We start from the raw sequence: 19847 nt of genomic DNA, 5'->3' as shown, positions 1-19847 counted from the left end.
ACTAAACTTACTACCTCCCTAGTACTCTATACTCCGGCATTCGGGCTATTTCCTCAGCAGGATTCCTTCGTAGGAGTAGTTGTTGCCATTGCGGGAAACTGACCGTAGTACAAGCCGTAGTGAGTGGGTCCCATTCTGAAAGTCAAACCGGAGCCGCGCCGGATCCACCTCGTTAGAGGAGGCCCCGTACTCCTGTTCCAGTTCGGCCAGGCGCGTAGCTATGTCCCAGGATGTGATGCGGGTACTCTCCTGGTAAATATTCAGAGTACGGCCGTTCTGAGCCGGTTGAATCATCCAATCGTCCTGCTCGATGCGTTGCTCACCGTACACCTGAAACATCCACAACTGATCAAAGCCCCTGATGTCCAGCGAGTATACTTCGTTGGGAGCCGAGCGGGTAGAAAAGTTAAGTACTTTGCTTCCTTCGCCCGGTATGGCTTTAGCCGTAAGGCTATTTCTAAGCTTCAGCTCAATGGCATTGGCAACCGCAGTCTGGTTGTTGCGGGTGGGGAGCTGAACAAAGAAGGGCTGCAGCGTCTGTATCTCACCCCGGTCGCGGAAGTAACGGACTATCGACAGCAGATGGTCGTAATCAGAGGTAGTTACGGCGGCCTTTCCCTCCACCTGCTGCTGGCTGTTGAGGAGCTGGTACTGGGTGAGGAGCTCCCGGAAGCGGTTGGCCTGACTCTGGCGTGACACGCCGAATATACTCCAAGGCCCTACCGCAATAAGCAGACTGATGATACAGTGTGTCAGGGGAATCAGGCGGATATCGTCACGCTTGCTGAACAGGAAGTAGACTGTAATGCCCAGTAGCCACACGGCCAGTATACCTACCAAGTACCGGTTTTCGGTAATGCCGTAGTCCCGGATGCGGCGGAATATACCTATGAATAGCAGTACGATCAGGGGCAGCAGGGCCAGGTGAAAACGTCTTGTAAATAGCTGTATCCACCGCTCTTCGGCAGAGTCACGGAGCGGATACAGGAGTAGCAACGCCAGGATACCCGCTACCGAAAATGCCACCACCAGGTAGGCTACGCCCCCTTCGGGCAGTTGCCACTGGACGAGTATCTTGGCGGAGTACACGTACAGGATAATGAGGTATACTACTTCGAGGGGCAGCAGTACATACTGCGTAAATAGCTTAAGTCCCCTGGAGTACTCGAGGTTTTCTTCCAGTGTATCCAGTCGCTCCGGCAGACCGCTCAGGAACAGGATGGTATGGACAAAGCTGAATATGAGCACAAACAGATCGGCCTCAATCCGGAAGGGATAATCAACATCAAACAGGAAGTGGACAGTTTCGATGGCAATGATGAGCCCTATATACAGCGTACCCGCGTACAGCGTGGCCGAAAGGATCTGCAGGAACAGCGTTTTGTTAAACTCCCAGAAGCCCTGTTGCTCGCGGTAGCCTATGAAAGGAGCAAACGATACGAGCAGGTGAGCCGCCACCATGAATAGTCCGAAGCGGTAGTAGTCGCGCTGAATAGGAGTTTCGTTGATGGTAAAGAAGTACCCGATGAGTAGTACTACCAGGCCGGCTACGGCTCCTAGCTGTATGGTATTGCTCCAGTGTCTTCGTTCACCGAGCAGCCTAATGGTAAGCAGGAGGGGCAGGGCCAGAAAAAGCAGAAAGGCCAGCCGGACCAGCAGGTTATGAGTAGCCTCCTCAGCGCGAGGTGTTTCGATGAGAATAATGAGTAGAGTGGCTTTGGCTGCTGCCACCAATACGACCCACGGTAGTCGTTGTATAACTCTTTGAATGGCACCCGTCAGATTCTGAACAGAGGGCAGTCTAATCATGTTTTAATGGTATGTTTGGGCATAAGGTAGAAAATCAATCTATTCAAACCAACCTTTTATTGATAACTAAACTCTGATTGGGGGCAGGCAATACCTTCCTGATTCCGGCGTTATTGCGTACAGCACTACTCGTAAAGTACCTACTATGAAGCTTCCCCAACTGGTTCTGTTTCTTGCGTTGCCTTTGTCTTTTTCGGCTGCTTCCGCACAACAGCTAAGCCTTAGCCGCCTGTTTTATCCTAACGTTACTCTACGGGCTGAGTACTTCACCCCGGCTAACGTACCCACCAGTACAGACTTCGGGCTAACCCGTACCAGCTTCTTCGGGATGGTACCTTTACAGAGTGAGGTACAGGCCGGATTCAGCCTCCGGAAGAAATTCGACCTAAGGGCCGTACATACGGTAGCTATCGCGCAGTTCTCGCAGCTACAGCCTACCTTCGACGGCGTTAAGACTCCTACGAATGGCTACAAGACCGGCTCATTGGGCGTCATTCGTCTGCAGGCCAGTATCAAGGATCGGCTGTGGGTATATGGGGCTGGGTTAGGCATTACCGAAACCAATGAGACCTTCTTTACGCCGAGTCCTTACCTGTGGGGAGGGGCCGCGCGTATGCACATCTTCGGTCTGCAGTCGCAGATCCTATACGGATCTATGCTGGTATATAGTCAAAAGCTTCGGGTAGTGCCGGTGGTTGGCGTTAACAAGCGCTTTGGACCTCAGTGGAGAGCTACGGCCCTCTTACCGTTTATGGCTGATGTAAACTACAAGATCAATAAGTGGGCTAATGTAGACTTTATAGCCGGTGTAAATGGGTACAGTGGAGGTTTCCAGATCCAGACTCCCGAAGAAAAAATGCTTCGCCGCCAGAACTACCAGCACATCAAACTGGGCATAGCGGCCAACGCGCACCTGTTCACCATATTGAATGTATCCGTTGAGGCGGGTATGACGGGCTTCCGTCAGCTACGTACGTTCAATAGTGCCCGCGAAAACCTTACGGCTTATTCACCCGCTCCTGCTCCTTACATTGGGGCTAGTGTACGGTACATTACCAGCCGATCCGGTATCTCTTCCAAGTTCACCAAGCGGCTGGGGCTGGGTGATAGCGGTATCAACTGGTAGTGACATAGCTCCGGGCGCTGCTATTTTTAGTAGGATAAATCAAAGAACTTTATCGTAAAGGGCCTACTCTTGGAGGGCGGCTTCCGGGGGGTATTATATAAATACTATTGGAGCGCATGCCCAAATAGTATTTTGCTGTTTTCTGTTATTATATGATGATAGTTCTGATTGTGGCATTGCAGAAGTACTGTGTGTGAAATTATATTTTGTTTGGAAGCTTATTTTTGGGTTTGGAAATGAATCGTGTTTTGTAGCACTTTTGCAGCATCAAACTCAACAATAAGCAGCTATGAAAAATAATACTATCCTTTCCATCGTATTTGCTCTGGTAGCAGGCATCAGTTCCACAGCCCTCGCAAGTACTACCAACACCGGTAACGTACAGGTACGTGTAGTTTCCCTCAAAGAAAATAAAATACTGGTGGCCTCTGAGTCGGCATCGTCCGAAGCTGTGCTGGTGGAACTACTGGATGCCAGTAAGAGTACACTTCATTCCAGAAAAATCAGAAGAAACTTTTCCTTCGCTCAGTCTTACAATCTGAGTAAGCTCACCGACGGTGATTACTTCATCCGGGTGTTCAACAGCAGCTACAGCTATACAGTACCCGTGGAGATCAAAGAAGGAGTGACTACCATCCGTCAGCAGGAGGCTCAGGAGATCCAGCGCCCTGCAGTACGCCTGGCTGATAACAAATTGAATGTATACGCCCTACTCGCCGGTAGTCCAACCGTATCATTGCAGATGTTTAACGACGAGCGTAAAGTAGTGTACTCAGAAGAAGCGCAGGTGAATGAAAACATCCTTAACCGCCGCTACGACCTGAGCCAACTTCCTGAAGGTGTATACGATGTACTGATCAATATCAACGGCAAGGTATTTACAGAAGAAGTGACTATCAGCCGATAAGCCAAATATTAGAGCTATTACTAAGCGCGTCCCCGTGCCCATAGCGCGGGGACGCGTTGCTTTAGGCTACCCCGCCGTTCACACTGAGCGTATGGCCGTTGACGTAGGAGGCTTCGTCACTGGCCAGGTACAGGTAGGCGTAGGCAATGTCTTCGGGTGCACCCATGCGTTTGGCAGGTACAGTTGCCACGGTCTGCCTAAGTACTTCCTCTGGGATCTGGTCCGTCATTTCGGTCCGGATAAAGCCGGGAGCTACGGCGTTGGCGGTAATGTTGTATTTACCCAGCTCCCGCGCCCAGGTTTTGACCATGCCAATGATCGCCGCCTTTGTGGCTGAGTAGTTGGTCTGGCCGAAATTACCCGTAATGCCTACCACTGATGAGGTACAGATAATACGCCCGTACTGCTTCTCCACCATATAAGGTACTACCGCCTTTGTACAGTAAAACACCCCGTTGAGATTGACGTCAATGACCTGCTCCCACTCGGTCTGTGACATCTTGAGCAGAGAGCGGTCACGGGTTATACCTGCATTGTTGATCAGTATATCTATCCTACCGTACGCATCATGTACCGTGCGTGCGGCGGCTTCCAGCGCGGGCGCATCGGTCACACTGACTTGTCTGAACGTAACTTTATAGCCTTGCTCACGGAGCTCATCGGCGGTAGTTTCTCCACTATCCAGTGTGTCCCATATTATAACGGTGGCTCCTTCCTGCGCAAATAACTGAGCCGTGGCTTTGCCGATACCACGGGCACCGCCGGTAATGATCGCAACTTTGTTTTGTAAGCGTCCCATGAGTGAGGGGTTAAAGGTTGTACTGAATAATATAGCTGTCCTGCAACGGAGGCTAATAATAGCATCTTTTTTAGAAAATGTTTTCTAAAAGTCGGAGGAGGCTCAGGGAGAGAGGATGTACGTGAGGCATTTTCATAAATTTTTAGACATTTGCGCTGGTATTTGGTATATGTACCAGACATCCTCAATAACAGAAGACAGACAAACTATCATCGATGAACATAGATCAGGTTTTTGAAGCATTTAATTCGTTGCGTGTATTGGTAGTAGGAGATGTCATGCTTGACTCCTACGTATGGGGTAAAGTAGAACGCATATCGCCCGAAGCGCCCGTACCGGTAGTCAATGTAAGCAAGCGAGAGTACCGCCTGGGCGGAGCCGGTAACGTACTCCTGAATGTACAGGCATTAGGTGCCGAAGCCATCATATGTTCAGTAGTGGGAGTAGACGCGGCGGGTGATACGCTATGTGCGAAGCTCACCGACCTGGGGCTCAACTGCGAAGGGCTGATCCGCAGCGAGAGCCGGATCACCACCATCAAGGAGCGGATCATAGCCGGATCACAACAGGTCGTACGTATCGATACCGAAACCGACAAGTACATCAGCGACGAGGAGCGCGAGCGCCTGGTCAATAAAGTAAAGGAGCTGATACCTACCTGTCAGGTGATCATTTTTGAAGATTACGACAAGGGAGTACTCAGCGCCGAGGCTATAGCCGAAATTACCAGCTTTGCCAACGAACATGGAGTACCTACCGTAGTAGACCCCAAAAAGCGCAATTTTCTTTCGTACCATAATACAACCCTATTCAAGCCCAACCTCAAAGAGCTACGCGAAGGCCTCAAAGTAGACTTTGATGTGGATAATGACGGGGAATTACAGACCGTAGTGCAACAGCTTAAGGAAACCCTTAATGCCCAGGGTGCATTAATCACCCTGTCAGAAAGAGGTGTATTCATCGACTACCAGGAAGAGGTACATCATCTGCCGGCACACATTCGTAAGATCGCCGACGTGTCCGGAGCGGGTGACACCGTAATCAGTATAGCAGCCTGTTGCGTGGCGTTGGGACTGCCTTCACGTACCGTAGCAGGTATTTCCAACTTGGGCGGTGGTCTGGTGTGTGAGTCAGTAGGGGTAGTACCTATCAACAAAGAACTCCTCCGCAAAGAGGCACTGAAGGAGAAGCTTTTGTAACTAAGTACCTTAGTCCAGATACTATAAGCAGTATGCTTCTGGGGTGAAGCATACCGCTCATTCTTTATGTCCGTCGCTACACGGACTACTTATCCTTCAATAACATTCTAAAGAGAAGTACTGTACTAATGATGAAAAGCAGGTACGGCAAAATAAAGGTCAGCGATCTGTCAGTATGAATATCATGTGTTGTATACAGATGTAGCTGTCGATAGCCAATATATATGGCATTCGCATGTAAACTAATTAACGCTATAATTCCTACAATAGTAGTTGAGACGGTACTTCTAAAAAGTAAAAGCCATAGGTAGAGCCAACACAGAATTATGTACCCTGAGAGAATTTTGTCTGATCTTTGCCCCATTAATAACCCGAACCAGTACCAAATCAGGATAGGGAGATTCCATTTTGTATCATACTGATGTATAAATAAATAGAATACTATACTTAAGAATATAAGTGCCTTCTGAGCAATATTGATCCTACCAGGCTGATACGCCTCCCCCAAGTTTCTGACTCATCTGACGGCTGTTCTTTTAGCTACTTAACCCCTACCAACTGCTCAAATAAATTCTGGAGCAGCAGGGTGCGCTTACCGGGGGTACCATTACCGATGGAGTGTTCGCCTACCCGTACAATGGGCATCACCCACTTGGTGGTACTGGTCGTAAAGGCTTCGTCAGAATAGATGAATTCTTCATAGGTAACTTGACGTTCCTGTACCTTAAAATGCGCGGCTGCCAGCTCCATCACTACCCGGCGCGTAATACCGTGCAATATGTGTCGGTTGGGAGTGATAAGGGTGTCGCCCTTAAAGATGAATACATTGCTCCGGGTCAGTTCGCTTACCTCGCCTTTACAATGGAACAGCAGGTCTGAAGCTTGCTGACGCTTCATCTCATCCGCCATCAGGATCATGTGTACGTAGTTAGTCGTTTTGACCTCGGACAGATCACGTACGTACTCATACGGAAGTACCTTCATCCCTTTTTGCCGGGCCATCGGATTGTCCTGTGGGAGTGGCTCGGTACGGATCAGTAGGTTGGGCTGTACGACGCTGACGCTGTCGGGCGAGTACCCACCTGTCAATACAAAACGATAGGCCACCTCCTGCTCACCTGATAGCTGGTACAGCTCCGTCAGGACAGCCGCTGCTTCATCCTGTGTAACAGGGAGGGGAAGTTTGAGCAGTCGGGCTGAGTTTTCAAACCGTTGCCAGTAATCATCCCAGCGGAAGGGGACACCGTTGTAGGTACGGAAGTAGTCAAACATACCATAGCCGCGGAGCAGGCCCAGGTCATTGGTTTTAAAAAGGGGAATATCAATTGGAGAAATCTGACCGTTGAAGTAACAGTGGTGAGGCATAGTAAACGTGTGATCTATGGGTCAATAAGTATGATTAGGCTATAATTTCAGGATATAATGGTGGGAATGGCCTTTGCCAGGCTGAGTGTAAATGTAGGGAATAGGTGAGTACACAGGTCTATATTTTGAGTTTTTCATTGATAATTAGCTACTTTGTAGACTTCAAAAAAGTAAAATATCTACTTCAAAGTAAACTCTGTTTATTCACAGGTAGTTGAAAAGAACAGAAACAACATAAGAATGACAACTCCCGAACAACTGCTGCAAGTACTTCAAACTGATATTGAACAGAATACCTACGGCGAACATCCAGTAGAACTCTACGAACCTATCCGGTACATTATGTCACTTAGCGGAAAGCGCCTTCGCCCGCTGATGACACTCATGGCTGCGGCCCTGTACACCGACGACTGGCAACGTGCTCTTAAGCCGGCCCAGGCGGTGGAGGTATTTCATAATTTTACCCTCATGCACGACGATATTATGGACCAGGCGCCGCTGCGCCGGGGACAGCCCACGGTGCACGAAAAGTGGAATACCAATATCGCTATTCTGTCAGGAGATGTGATGCTGGTGCGGGCGTATGATCTGCTACTCGATGTGGAGGTGGATCGTATCAGGAAGGTACTGGCCCGCTTCAATCAGACCGCAGCCGAGGTGTGCGAAGGGCAGCAGCTGGATATCAATTTTGAGACGCGTTGGGATGTGTCGGAGCAGGAATACCTGGAAATGATCCGCCTGAAAACGTCGGTACTACTGGGCTTCGCGCTGGAGCTGGGAGGTATCATTGGCGGAGCCGACGAAGAGGCTACCCAACTACTCTACGAAGCCGGAGTAAGTATGGGCGTGGGCTTTCAGCTGAAAGATGACCTGCTGGATGTATACGGCGATCCGGCTAAGTTTGGTAAGCAGGTTGGTGGAGATATCATCGCTAACAAGAAGACGTTCCTACTCATTGAAGCACTTGAGCGCGCGCAGGGCGAGACCCGGGCCGAACTGGATCGCTGGCTGAGCGAAAAAGAATTTGATAAGGAAGAGAAAGTAAAAGCCGTAACAACTATTTACGACTCACTGGGTATCCGTACGTTTACGGAGCAAAAGATCAATGAGTACTTCTCCCGTGGTTTTGACTGCCTCGAGCGCGTACCGGCTGATCCCGCCCGTAAGGCACCGCTGTTGGGCTTTGTTCACCAACTGGTAGAGCGGGAGCAGTAACTAATGAAGAATGTAGAGTTAATAATGTAGGGTGAGCTGGCAGTTATTCGACCTTTTAGATTCGAAAATTGACCAGTGTATTCACCATTCGCTCAATCACCCATTCACTTAATAAAAAAGATGTCTATAACACTCATCATTATAATCATTACAGTAGGTATCAGTATCTATGCCTGGAACAACCCAAGTCTGCTGGATAAGTGGGTGCTGAACCCATACAAGGTTACCAAAAAGAACGAGTACTACCGCTTCATCACCTCCGGCTTCATCCATGCCGACTACGGGCACCTGCTGTTCAATATGCTTAGCTTGTGGTTTATCGGGGAAGGAATCGAGCGTCTGTTCGGGATGCTTTTCGGACCTAGTGGTACCTTTTACTACTTGTTTCTCTATATAGTAGGTATCATTGTTTCGGATATACCTACCTTCCTGAAGCACCGCAACAATTCCAACTACAATTCGCTGGGGGCCTCGGGAGGGGTATCAGCAGTACTTTTCGCGGCTATTCTGTACGCCCCTCTGCTGCAGATCTGTCTGTACTTCTTTATCTGTATGCCCGGCTTTATATTTGGGTTGCTGTTCCTGGGCTACTCTTTCTTTGAGTCACGCCGGGGCGGCGGGTACGTCAACCACGATGCTCACATGTACGGGGCTATCTTTGGAATGCTATTCATGGCCGTTGTGTATCCGGGATCTGTTCCCGGCTTCTTCGAGCAGATTGCCAGCTGGAGGATATTTTGAATTAGCGGTCATAGTATCGGACATATCCATTTAACTAACGTCAAACCATTTGGATATAACTATAAATCAGCAATCATCAAGACAATGGTGGTCAAGCCGTAGGTTAAAGTACAACAAAGGACTTGTTATTGCTGGACTAATAGCATTTATAGTTTATGCAATTTTGGGTTCTTTGCTTATTGCTCCTCGTACACAAGGTTTCGAAATAACCTTGTTCTCCATGTTTTTTCAAGGTGTAGGTTATGTTTTTATGATTGGAGTTGCTAACCTCTTTTATGGACTTGGACCTTTGGTTGACAAATTTTATAATAGGCATAACGACGAACGATTTAGACAAAGGCTTTTTGACTTCGGCTATTGGTTTTCTTTCGCCTTACCGTTTTCCATACTACTTCTTGTTATAGTGATTTATTTCTAAGCTATTTATAACGCGGGAGGTTGAATTGTAAGTAGCACTTACCTGTGAACAAGAAGGCAATAGCCTCTAACAGGAGGGAGTAAGTACTCTAGGCTATTTAACCACCAGGTTTCCATCCCGACAATCCGCACTCGAAAATCGAAACTTACTCTTCCACTCATTAGCCAATGTTCCAGCTACTCAGGCAGCCTTATCCACTCAACGAATCCCGTCGGCACGACTTTGGGTTTGCGGTTGGAGCGGGGCTGTTTGTAGCGTTATTCCTCCTGTTGTTTCAGCCCTTCGGGCTAGACCGTTGGGAAGCCTCCTGGGTCAAGGTGGGAGTGATAGCCGGCTATGGTGTAGTGACCTTCGTAGCCATAATTCTCTGGGAGTTTAGTGTGAAGAGGGGGCTTATAGCGAGTACATTCACCGAAGAGAAACATACGGTAGGCCGACAGATTCTTTATGTCTCCTGTCTGCTACTAACCATTGCAGCCGGTAACTACCTGTATTCAGTTGCTATATTCGGAGAAGGCGAGTCAGGCGCGGTCAGGAGCTTCGGACAGGCAATGCTGTATACCCTGCTGGTGGGTATATTTCCTACGGTAGCTTCTGTCCTGCTCAACTACGTTTATCAACTCAAAAAATACAGCAATCCGCCCCAGGTATTACCTAAGGCAGAGCCTCAGAAAGCAACTAGTCCGGAAATGGAGTCTGTACAACCCGAGATGATCAGGCTGGTAGCAGATAATGAGAAGGATAGCCTTATTGTGATCGCGAATCAGCTCCTGTATATCGAGTCGGCCGACAACTACTGTATGGTGGTATATGAGGCTGAAAAAGAGAAAAAGCGCGAGCTGGTACGGAGCAGTCTGTCACGACTGGAGGAGCAGATCCACGCGCCGGACATTGTCCGTTGTCATCGCTCCTATATAGTTAATCTGGCTAAGGTCGGGAAGGTAACCGGCAACGCACAGGGCTATAAGCTGCACCTACCGGAAGAGATAACTATTCCGGTAGCCAGACGCTACAATCAGCTTGTGCAGCGGTAATTATGATTCCAGGATTTCGTCTTTCGCTACTTTGAGCTCAGCCAGTACCGTAACGCTACCAACCGTTTTATCTCCCAGATTGACTTTGATATCAGCGTCCAGCGGTACAAATACATCGACACGGGAGCCAAATTTGATAAAGCCCATCTCTGAAGCCTGATCCACCGGCTGGCCTTCCTGTACGTACCATCTGATACGACGGGCTACCGCTCCGGCGATCTGACGGAACAGTACATCTACGCCCTGGGCCGTACGAATCACGATAGTAGTACGCTCATTATCGGTGCTGGATTTGGGGTGCCAGGCTACCAGGTACAGGCCGGGATGGTACTTGAAGTACTGCACTACACCACTGACGGGCGTCCAGTTGACGTGTACGTTTAGGGGGGACATAAATATGCTGATCTGCCGGCGGGGACCCTTGAAGTACTCGGTTTCCACGGTCTCTTCGATCACTACTACCTTACCATCACAAGGCGCAATAATCTGTTTTTCATCTTTGGAAACTACCCGTCTGGGGTGACGGAAGAACTGAACGATCAGCAGGAGGAAGACTATACTCAAGATCAGGAGCAGCAGGTGTAGCCAGTCTACGCCCGGCGTAAACGCTCGTACGCCCCAGTTAACCAGCAGGAGCAAAAGGGCAGTTCCGCCGATGATCGTATATCCTTCTTTATGGATAGTCATATAAAATAGTTTGATGCAGTGCCGTAAAAATACAAATATCGGTCAAATCTCTGAAATCCTAATCGTGTGTAGGGTCATCCTAACTATTTCCTAATAACAATACCTGATGTCAACGGTTTGGATTAGTAGATCAATTTTAGGGTAACACGTTATAAAAGCAATAGCTAGATGACTGATTCAAAAGGAGAGATCAAAGAAAAGCTGCTGGCTGCATTGGCACAGGCCGAGCATATGATATCTAAAACCAAGCTGAAGATAAAGGATAGGTTCAATCTGATAGAGCCCATCATGATCATGCCCTTCTACGGCTTTGGCTCAGACCATTACGTGTATCTGAAAGGCAGGGTACTGGAAGATGAAAAGATCCAGAACAATCAGGAGGATGGGACGATGCTGGAACATCTCAAAGACACCTACAAGCGTTACGAGTCAGATGAGATACCGGGCATTAAGCTCAGAGCCTCCTTCGCCGGACAGGACATAGAAGTAGTCACGGATGAAGAAGGATATTTTAATGTAGAGTTCAGAGCAGACCAGAAGTTCGATTATGCCGTAGCAGGTAATAAGGTCCGGCTGAAGCTACTGGAACAAAAAACGGATCAGGATACCTTAGAGGCTGAAGGGTATATATTTGTGCCAAGTGAAGACGTAGAATTCGGTATTATATCGGACATAGATGATACGGTACTGGTCTCTAATGTTACCCACTTCCTCGGGCGTCTGAAACTCATGCTGACCAAGAATGCTTCCCATCGGAGCCCGTTCCCGGGTATTGCGGGTTTTTTACGAGCACTTGGTAGGGGGAGTAATAACCAGGGGCAGAATCCGCTCTTTTTTGTGTCGGGCAGTGAGTGGAACCTCTTTGACCTGCTGATCAATTTTTTTCGTGCGCACGATATACCCCAGGGGCCTCTGTTGCTGCGGGATAAAGGTACCTATTTTGATCGGGGGAACTTTGAAACGAGTGAGAAGGAGTATAAGCAGGAGAAAATCCGACATATACTGGACACCTATCCCCACGTTCAATTTATCTGTATCGGTGATAGCGGACAGCATGATCCCGAGATATACCAGCAGATGGTGGGAGAGTATCCGGGGCGGATAGCGGGTGTATATATTCGGGATGTAAGTCCTGACAAACGTGACGAAGAGGTAAATAGGATTGCCGAAGAGGTAAGGAGGCAGGGCGTTGAGATGGTCCTATGTCAGGATACCTTAGAGGCGGCCAAACACGCAGCGGATATGGGTTGGATCAACAAGGAACAACTCGCTGATGTGGAGCAGGAGTGTGAGAAAGATACTCATGAGGGTGACAACAGCCAGGCGTAACTTCTGCTACTACTAGCTGCTCCTGTATTAATTACTGATTCTGGTAAAGCAAAAAGCCCCGCTAGCTATACTGGCGGGGCTTTTATATAAGCTGTTATTACTATTCGATCACTACGCAGTGGCCGCTTTCAACGTCATGTTCCACTTTCTTGTACTTCACATCACGTAGTACCCGGCCATCGCGGTACTGTACCGTTACCTTCTGGTTACGGTCAGCAATTTTGATTGATCGCACAGGCTCTTTACGAGTGGTTGAATCCATGTTACGAGCGTACTCATTAGGGCCACCGCCTACTTGGTCGTCCAGGTCTTCCTCGCGATTGGTATGTAACTCAGGAGTTGGTTCCGGACGCTGTACGGGCTGTTGTACCTGCGGGGGAGCAGCCTGCTCCTGCGGGATATCAGCCTTCATCAGGAACGAGATCATATCAAAGTTCACCTTGCTCAGGAAGCGCTTGAACAGCTCTACTGATTCAAATTTATAGATCAGCAATGGATCCTTCTGCTCGAATACAGCATTCTGTACCGACTGCTTCAGGTCATCCATTTCGCGCAGGTGCTCTTTCCACTCCTGGTCGATGAGTGACAGCACGATGGATTTCTCCATCTCACGCACTATATCTTTACCCTCGGTGTCAACTGCTTTCTTCAGGTTCACTACTACACCCGTCTGACGCAACCCGTCGGTGAATGGTACCATGATCTCGGTAATGATCGCACCACGCTCCGCATAGATAGCCTGCAGAACCGGCATGGCCTTGCTGGCTATACCCTGGTTTTTCTCCTGGTAGTGCTTTTCGGCAGCAGCGTAGAGGCGCTGTGTTCTATCGGTTTCCTTAAAGCGGCCGTACTCTTCCTTGCTGAATGGTACTTCCATACCCAGCGTAGTGAGGCTGGCCAGCTCCAACTCTTCGAAGCTGCCGGTAGTGTTGGCTACCAGTTCCTCGCACACATCGTACAGAGTATTGGCAATATCCACGGCCAGACGGTCTCCGAACAGCGCATTACGACGGCGACGGTAGATAGCGTCACGCTGGTAGTTCATTACATCATCGTACTCGAGCAGGCGCTTACGGATACCAAAGTTATTTTCCTCTACTTTCTTCTGCGCACGCTCGATAGACTTGGTAATCATACTGTGCTGGATCACCTCGCCCTCTTCAAGTCCCATGCGGTCCATGATTTTGGCCATACGGTCCGAACCGAACAGACGCATCAGGTTATCTTCGAGGGATACAAAGAACTGTGACGAACCGGGATCACCCTGACGTCCCGCACGACCCCGCAGCTGGCGGTCTACCCGACGGCTTTCGTGACGCTCAGTACCAATGATAGCCAGACCACCCGCTGCCTTAGCCTCAGGAGCCAGCTTAATATCTGTACCCCGTCCGGCCATGTTGGTAGCAATAGTAACGTTACCCGGTTTACCGGCTTCGGCTACTACTTCGGCCTCGCGCTGGTGCTGCTTGGCGTTCAGTACCTGGTGCGGGATCTTGCGGAGCGTAAGCATCCGGCTGATGATCTCTGAGTTTTCAACGGAGGTAGTACCTACGAGAATCGGACGTCCGGCTTCTACCAGTTCTACAATCTCATCAGCTACAGCATTATACTTCTCCCGCACCGAACGGTACACCTTATCTTCTTCATCCTTACGAGTGATAGGTACGTTGGTCGGAATGGACACTACATCCAGTTTATAGATTTGCCAGAATTCACCCGCTTCGGTTTCGGCAGTACCCGTCATACCAGCCAGCTTGTGGTACATCCGGAAGTAGTTCTGCAGCGTAACCGTGGCGTAGGTCTGGGTGGCATCTTCCACCTTTACATTTTCTTTGGCTTCGATGGCCTGGTGCAGACCGTCTGAGTAGCGGCGGCCTTCCATAATACGGCCCGTCTGCTCATCCACGATCTTCACCTTTCCGTCCATCAGTACGTATTCCGTATCCTTCTCAAACAGCGTATACGCTTTCAGAAGCTGGTTTACAGTATGAATACGGGCTGTTTTTACGGAATAATCACGAATAAGAGCTTCTTTTCTCAGAACGCGCTCCTGTTCAGTGATGGCAGTATCTTTTTCAATAGCATTGAGGTCAACGGCTATGTCAGGCAGAATGAAAAAGTTGGCTTCTTCGGACTCGCCGGTGAGGAAGTCTATACCTTTTTCAGTCAGTTCAATACTGTTATGACGTTCGTCGATGGTAAAGTACAGCGGGGCATCAGCCTCAGGCATCAGCTTCTGGTTTTCGGCCAGATAGATAGACTCCGTTTCCTGAAGGATAGCCTTCATACCTGACTCGCTCAGGAACTTGATCAGCGGCTTGTACTTAGGCATACCGCGGTGTACCCGGAACAGCGACAGACCACCTTCTTTGCGATCACCGGCAGATATCTTACGCTTGGCTTCGTTGAGTAGATCCATGGCCAGGCGCTTCTGCGCCTCCACGATACGGCCTACCCGGGGCTTCAGCTCCATGTACTCCTGCTCGTCGCCACGAGGTACCGGTCCACTAATGATCAGAGGGGTACGGGCGTCGTCAATCAGTACGGAGTCCACCTCATCCACCATGGCGTAGTGGTGCTTACGCTGCACCAGCTCTTCGGTGTTACGCGACATATTATCGCGGAGGTAGTCAAAACCAAATTCGTTATTAGTACCGTAGGTGAGGTCAGCTTTATAGGCATTGCGTCGCGCCATGGTATTGGGCTGATGGCGATCAATACAGTCAACGCTCATACCGTGGAACTCAAACAGAGGAGCATTCCACTCGGCATCACGCTTAGCCAGGTAGTCGTTAACCGTTACGATATGCACCCCCTGTCCGGCCAGTGCGTTCAGGAAGGCGGGTAGAGTAGCTACGAGAGTTTTACCTTCACCGGTAGCCATCTCTGCGATTTTACCCTGATGCAGTACCAGTCCACCTATTAGCTGAACATCGTAGTGTAACATGTTCCACTTGATGGGGTGGCCTATTACATTCCAGGTACTGTTCCAGAAAGCTTTATCGCCCTCAATAGTTACGTTAGGCTTACGGGCAGCTACTTCACGGTCAAAGTAGGAGGCCGTTACTTCCAGTCTTTCATTTTCCTTGAAGCGACGTGCTGTTTCTTTTACAATGGCAAATCCTACGGGCAGGATCTCCATCAGTACATTTTCCAGTTCTTTATTACGATCCAGCTCAAGAGCATCGATCTGCTTGAAGATAACTTCTTTAGAATCTACGTCCGCCTCCGCCTCAGCCTGTTGGCGTAGCTGGTCTACCTGGTCATCAATGGATTTGAGTCTATCTTTGATGTATGCTTTTAACTCAGCTGATTTGGCCCGCAATTCGTCATTCGACAGGGAAGCTAACTTGGCAAACTCTGCGTTGATCTTTCCCACGTACGGGGTTAGCTCCTTCAAATCCCGCTCAGACTTCGTCCCAAATAGCTTCGAGAATAAATTTATCATGATTCGTACTAAGGCGTTAATCGTCAATTATTAAACGTTAGGCTCCAATTCCCTGACAAATAGATAGTACCAACGCTAATAAATAACCTTTATGTTTAAAAATAGATGTAGTTCTTTATTTGGCAAATAGTAAGCCAATGCTTTATACGTGCCAGAATGGCAGAGTTCAGGTTTACCTATGCAAAGTTAATTTTTTACTACTAGTTTAATAACAAGATTTTTATAATACTGGTGCCATCAGGTAAGAAAGGCAAAATGGGTACATCATGTGGAGAGGTGTCTTCTCCTGTAGTAGATAAAATTTCTGCCATTGAGCATAATTATCAGGAAAGTACGTGCCGTACAAAGAAGGTTACGCCTGCCATGCTATATTTGTTAATTGCCGAAGCGAAATCTGTTTTTAATTATCCTTTTAAACTGCCTTTGCCCGGCTGCCTGTTCCTAAGCCCTGTCTAATCCTTTATGAACAAAATCTACAATAATCTTACGTTTCGGGTACTTGTAGCCATAGTTGTTGGTATACTGCTCGGACACTTTGCTCCCGCTTTTGCCAGTAAATTAAAGCCCCTGGGCGACCTCTTCATCAACCTGATCAAGATGGTCATCGCTCCTATCATATTCCTGACAATAGTATTAGGGATAAGCAATATGGGTGACCTAAAAAAAGTAGGCAGGGTAGGAGGTAAAGCCTTACTCTATTTTGAGATAGTTACGACGGCGGCGCTAATCATCGGACTGGTTATAGCTAACTGGTTGCGCCCCGGTGACGGAGTGGTAGCGCAGGTAGGTGGTGCCTCTGATGTGGTGAATCGCTATACAGAACAAGGCAAGTCCATGAACTGGGTTGATTTTCTGATGCACAGTGTACCCAGTAATGCCGTACAAGCCTTTGCTGAAGGCGAGATCCTGCAGGTACTGGTATTCTCAGTCCTGTTCGGAATGGGACTTACGCACATGGGCGAGAAGGGACACAGTCTCATTGCAACCTTTGATCGTCTGAGCAAAGTATTTTTTAATATATTGAACATGGTCATGAAGCTGGCTCCGTTAGGAGCTCTGGGAGGCATGGCCTATACCATTGGTACCTACGGGGTTTCAGCCCTGCTCCCCCTGGGGAAGCTGATGGTTACGGTGTACGTGACTATGTTCCTCTTTGTATTCGTAATACTCAACCTCATCCTGCGGTACTACAAGATAAGCCTCTGGCAATTGCTGAAATACATTAAGGAAGAACTGCTGATTGTATTGGGTACCTCTTCGTCGGAGTCGGTGCTGCCCCTGATCATGGATAAGCTCGAAAACCTGGGTTGCTCCCGCTCGGTAGTAGGACTGGTGATACCGGCAGGCTATTCCTTTAATCTGGATGGTACAACCATCTATCTGTCCATGGCTACGATCTTTCTGGCGCAGGTATTCCATGTGGACCTGACGCTGGGCCAGGAGCTGACGATTATTGGTATCCTGATGGTCACCTCCAAAGGCGCGGCGGGCGTGACGGGAAGTGGTTTTATTGTACTGGCCTCCACACTCACGGCCATTGAAGTAATACCCGTGGAGGGGCTGGCACTGCTGCTGGGCGTGGACCGCTTCATGTCCGAAGCCCGGGCCATCACCAATACCATCGGTAATACAGTGGCTACGGTATGGATAGCCCGCAACGAAAATGAACTTGATATGAAACGCCTGAACCGGGTATTTAAAAAGGAGGAAAAGGAGCCGCTGGCTAACTATGAGTATTAATGATATAGAACCGCGTGAGCGTACCTACATAATGCTGTCGCGGGTAGCGATATTTCTGTATATAGTACCTATGCTGCTGGTAGCCTACAAAGTCATCAGCCTGCCGCTGTGGGCAATGTACCTGTTGCCGGTACCTTACTTTCTGCTGATTGCCTACTGCTACTTTAAGCTGGGCGAAGTGGGACGTCTGCATATTCGTCCGGTGTCTATTGTGCTTACGCTGATCATGCACCTGTTTATTTGTTTCTACGTGTTTGGTAGCTAGATGAGCTCTTGATAGCTCCCCCCTGAAAACTTCCATTCTTCCCATGCAGAAGCCGTTTGTCCTTATTAGGTTTGTGTACTTTGCATAACATAGTACCTTTGAATCAACAATAACAGCAAAACAAACATAGCCATGAACAATAACAGATTATTTCGCAACATGAATCAGAAGGTAATAGGTGGTGTAGCATCAGGACTGGCCGAGTACTTCGGAGTAGATGTAGCCATAGTACGTGTACTCTTTGTATTGGGCATTTTTATACCACTGCCTTTCCCCATCGTGATCGCTTACATTGCCTTCTGGATAGCCATGCCGGCTAAGCGACCCATACAGACAGCCTCTCCGGTTGGTGGGGGCTTATGAAGGAAAAGGCATAAATATTAATAATACTAGTCAGCAAAGCCACTGGGGAACAACCCTCCAGTGGTTTTTTGTTTTTAAATAAATTACTACTTTTACAATAGTATGCCTGCATACTATCTTGTTCCTGATATAGACTTAACCATTAAAAATTTATGAACGCATACATAGTAGCCGGATATCGTACTGCGGTGGGCAAAGCCACAAAAGGCGGTTTTCGCTTTACCAGGCCTGATGATCTGGGCGCCGATGTGATCAAGTACATGATGAGTAAGGTACCACAGCTGGATCCTGCCCGTGTAGATGACGTGATCGTAGGAAATGCTGTACCTGAGGCAGAGCAGGGCATGCAGATGGGCCGCTTTATATCGCTGCTTTCGCTGCCACAGAGTGTATCGGGTATGACTATCAACCGCTACTGCGGATCGGGTGTAGAGGCCATTGCCATTGCCGCTGCCAAGATACACGCCGGAGTGTCGGATTGTGTCATAGCCGGAGGAGCCGAATCCATGTCGCTGGTACCGGTAATGGGCTGGCGCACGGCACTTAATTATGAGATCTCCCACAGTAATCCCGAGTACTACCTCAGCATGGGCCTTACTGCCGAGCAGGTAGCCAAGGACTTTAACATCAGCCGTGACGATCAGGATGCCTTCTCGTACCAGTCGCACCAGAAAGTACTGGCGGCACAGCGTGACGGAAAATTTGACGAGGAGATAGTACCCATCACCGTGAAGGAGACCTTCTTTGACGCGGCTTCCGGCAAAAAGAAGACCAAAGAATTTGTAGTGAGTAAAGACGAAGGTCCGCGGGCCGATACTACGGTGGAAGCTCTGGCGCGACTGAAGCCGGTATTTGCCGCGGGAGGTAGTGTTACGGCCGGTAACTCATCACAGACTTCGGACGGTGCCGCTTTTGTGCTGGTGATGTCGGAGCGCATGGTGAATGAGCTGGGATTAAAGCCCATTGCCCGCATGATGTCCTACGCTACGGCGGGGGTAGATCCGCGTGTCATGGGTATCGGGCCACTGGAAGCAGTACCCAAAGCCCTGAAGCAGGCTGGTCTTACAATGGCTGACATCGAGCAGGTGGAACTCAATGAAGCATTTGCGGCTCAGACCTTAGCCGTCATACGTGGACTGGACATAGATCCGGAGATCGTTAATCCTAACGGTGGCGCCATTGCAATCGGGCACGCTCTGGGATCAACGGGAGCACGCCTGTCGGTACAGCTATTTAATGAAATGCGCCGCCGCAATCAGAAGTACGGCCTAGTGACGGCTTGTGTCGGAGGTGGTCAGGGGGTAGCCGGTGTGTACGAGCTGCTGAGCTAAGAGATAGATCATAAATAAGTCCACTTGCTAAAACTCCGGGGATGGTTGAAAGACTTCCTCGGAGTTTTGCT

The 19847-nt window shown here is 49.0% G+C and carries 16 protein-coding genes; 11 read left to right on the top strand and 5 right to left on the bottom strand.

Annotation, left to right across the window (positions count from 1 at the left end):
* Nucleotides 1-45: 45 nt before the first annotated feature.
* Complete coding sequence (locus JUB14_RS16405) at nt 46-1809, bottom strand: DUF4153 domain-containing protein (RefSeq protein ID WP_207507411.1); 1764 nt, start codon at nt 1807-1809, stop codon at nt 46-48.
* A gap of 145 nt (nt 1810-1954) precedes the next feature.
* Between JUB14_RS16405 and JUB14_RS16400 the strand changes: the two genes are divergently transcribed.
* Together JUB14_RS16400 and JUB14_RS16395 are read left to right on the top strand one after the other, a co-directional pair.
* Complete coding sequence (locus JUB14_RS16400; RefSeq protein WP_207507410.1) at nt 1955-2935, top strand: hypothetical protein; 981 nt, start codon at nt 1955-1957, stop codon at nt 2933-2935.
* 289 nt (nt 2936-3224) lie between these two features.
* Nucleotides 3225-3842 carry a hypothetical protein gene (locus JUB14_RS16395; protein ID WP_207507409.1) on the top strand — a complete coding sequence of 206 codons (618 nt, stop codon included), beginning with the start codon at nt 3225-3227 and terminating at the stop codon, nt 3840-3842.
* 61 nt (nt 3843-3903) lie between these two features.
* Here the strand turns inward: JUB14_RS16395 and fabG are convergent, their stop codons facing one another.
* Nucleotides 3904-4641, bottom strand: coding sequence for a 3-oxoacyl-[acyl-carrier-protein] reductase (gene fabG, locus JUB14_RS16390; protein ID WP_207507408.1), 738 nt, complete (start codon nt 4639-4641; stop codon nt 3904-3906).
* A 215-nt stretch (nt 4642-4856) separates the two neighbouring features.
* Here fabG and JUB14_RS16385 point away from each other — a divergent pair, with 215 nt between their 5' ends.
* Nucleotides 4857-5840, top strand: a complete 984-nt coding sequence (locus JUB14_RS16385) for a bifunctional heptose 7-phosphate kinase/heptose 1-phosphate adenyltransferase (RefSeq protein WP_207507407.1) — start codon at nt 4857-4859, stop codon at nt 5838-5840.
* 540 nt (nt 5841-6380) lie between these two features.
* Here JUB14_RS16385 and JUB14_RS16380 read toward each other — a convergent pair.
* Complete coding sequence (locus tag JUB14_RS16380; RefSeq protein ID WP_207507406.1) at nt 6381-7205, bottom strand: aminotransferase class IV; 825 nt, start codon at nt 7203-7205, stop codon at nt 6381-6383.
* Between the two features lie 240 nt (nt 7206-7445).
* On the opposite strand from JUB14_RS16380, the gene JUB14_RS16375 reads away from it, so the two are divergent.
* The 3 genes from JUB14_RS16375 (at nt 7446) to JUB14_RS16365 (ending at nt 10613) form a co-directional block, all read left to right on the top strand.
* Nucleotides 7446-8420, top strand: coding sequence for a polyprenyl synthetase family protein (locus tag JUB14_RS16375; protein WP_207507405.1), 975 nt, complete (start codon nt 7446-7448; stop codon nt 8418-8420).
* Between the two features lie 120 nt (nt 8421-8540).
* Nucleotides 8541-9161 (top strand): rhomboid family intramembrane serine protease, encoded by a 621-nt coding sequence (locus JUB14_RS16370; protein ID WP_207507404.1) that lies wholly within the window; start codon nt 8541-8543, stop codon nt 9159-9161.
* 585 nt (nt 9162-9746) lie between these two features.
* Nucleotides 9747-10613: a LytR/AlgR family response regulator transcription factor gene (locus tag JUB14_RS16365; protein ID WP_207507403.1), complete on the top strand. Its 867-nt coding sequence runs from the start codon at nt 9747-9749 to the stop codon at nt 10611-10613.
* On the opposite strand, the gene JUB14_RS16360 is transcribed toward JUB14_RS16365, so the two are convergent.
* Complete coding sequence (locus JUB14_RS16360) at nt 10614-11300, bottom strand: phosphatidylserine decarboxylase family protein (RefSeq protein WP_207507402.1); 687 nt, start codon at nt 11298-11300, stop codon at nt 10614-10616.
* 168 nt (nt 11301-11468) lie between these two features.
* On the opposite strand from JUB14_RS16360, the gene JUB14_RS16355 reads away from it, so the two are divergent.
* Entirely contained in the window at nt 11469-12629 is a 1161-nt protein-coding gene (locus tag JUB14_RS16355) for an App1 family protein phosphatidate phosphatase (protein ID WP_207507401.1), read from the top strand.
* A 100-nt stretch (nt 12630-12729) separates the two neighbouring features.
* On the opposite strand, the gene secA is transcribed toward JUB14_RS16355, so the two are convergent.
* Nucleotides 12730-16077, bottom strand: coding sequence for a preprotein translocase subunit SecA (secA, locus tag JUB14_RS16350; protein ID WP_207507400.1), 3348 nt, complete (start codon nt 16075-16077; stop codon nt 12730-12732).
* A 462-nt stretch (nt 16078-16539) separates the two neighbouring features.
* On the opposite strand from secA, the gene JUB14_RS16345 reads away from it, so the two are divergent.
* The 4 genes from JUB14_RS16345 to JUB14_RS16330 all read left to right on the top strand — a co-directional run bounded on the left by JUB14_RS16345 (nt 16540) and on the right by JUB14_RS16330 (nt 19776).
* Entirely contained in the window at nt 16540-17817 is a 1278-nt protein-coding gene (locus JUB14_RS16345; protein ID WP_207507399.1) for a dicarboxylate/amino acid:cation symporter, read from the top strand.
* Nucleotides 17807-18082 carry a hypothetical protein gene (locus JUB14_RS16340; RefSeq protein WP_207507398.1) on the top strand — a complete coding sequence of 92 codons (276 nt, stop codon included), beginning with the start codon at nt 17807-17809 and terminating at the stop codon, nt 18080-18082. Before JUB14_RS16345 ends, JUB14_RS16340 begins: the two co-directional genes overlap by 11 nt.
* A 132-nt stretch (nt 18083-18214) precedes the next feature.
* Nucleotides 18215-18445 carry a PspC domain-containing protein gene (locus JUB14_RS16335; protein WP_207507397.1) on the top strand — a complete coding sequence of 77 codons (231 nt, stop codon included), beginning with the start codon at nt 18215-18217 and terminating at the stop codon, nt 18443-18445.
* A gap of 152 nt (nt 18446-18597) precedes the next feature.
* Nucleotides 18598-19776 (top strand): acetyl-CoA C-acyltransferase, encoded by a 1179-nt coding sequence (locus JUB14_RS16330; RefSeq protein WP_207507396.1) that lies wholly within the window; start codon nt 18598-18600, stop codon nt 19774-19776.
* Nucleotides 19777-19847 lie beyond the last annotated feature (71 nt).

The sequence above is a fragment of the Telluribacter humicola genome (assembly GCF_017355935.1).
Lineage (GTDB): Bacteria > Bacteroidota > Bacteroidia > Cytophagales > Spirosomataceae > Telluribacter > Telluribacter humicola.
Note: the sequence above shows the minus strand (reverse complement) of the source record. Positions and strands in the feature narration are given on the sequence as shown.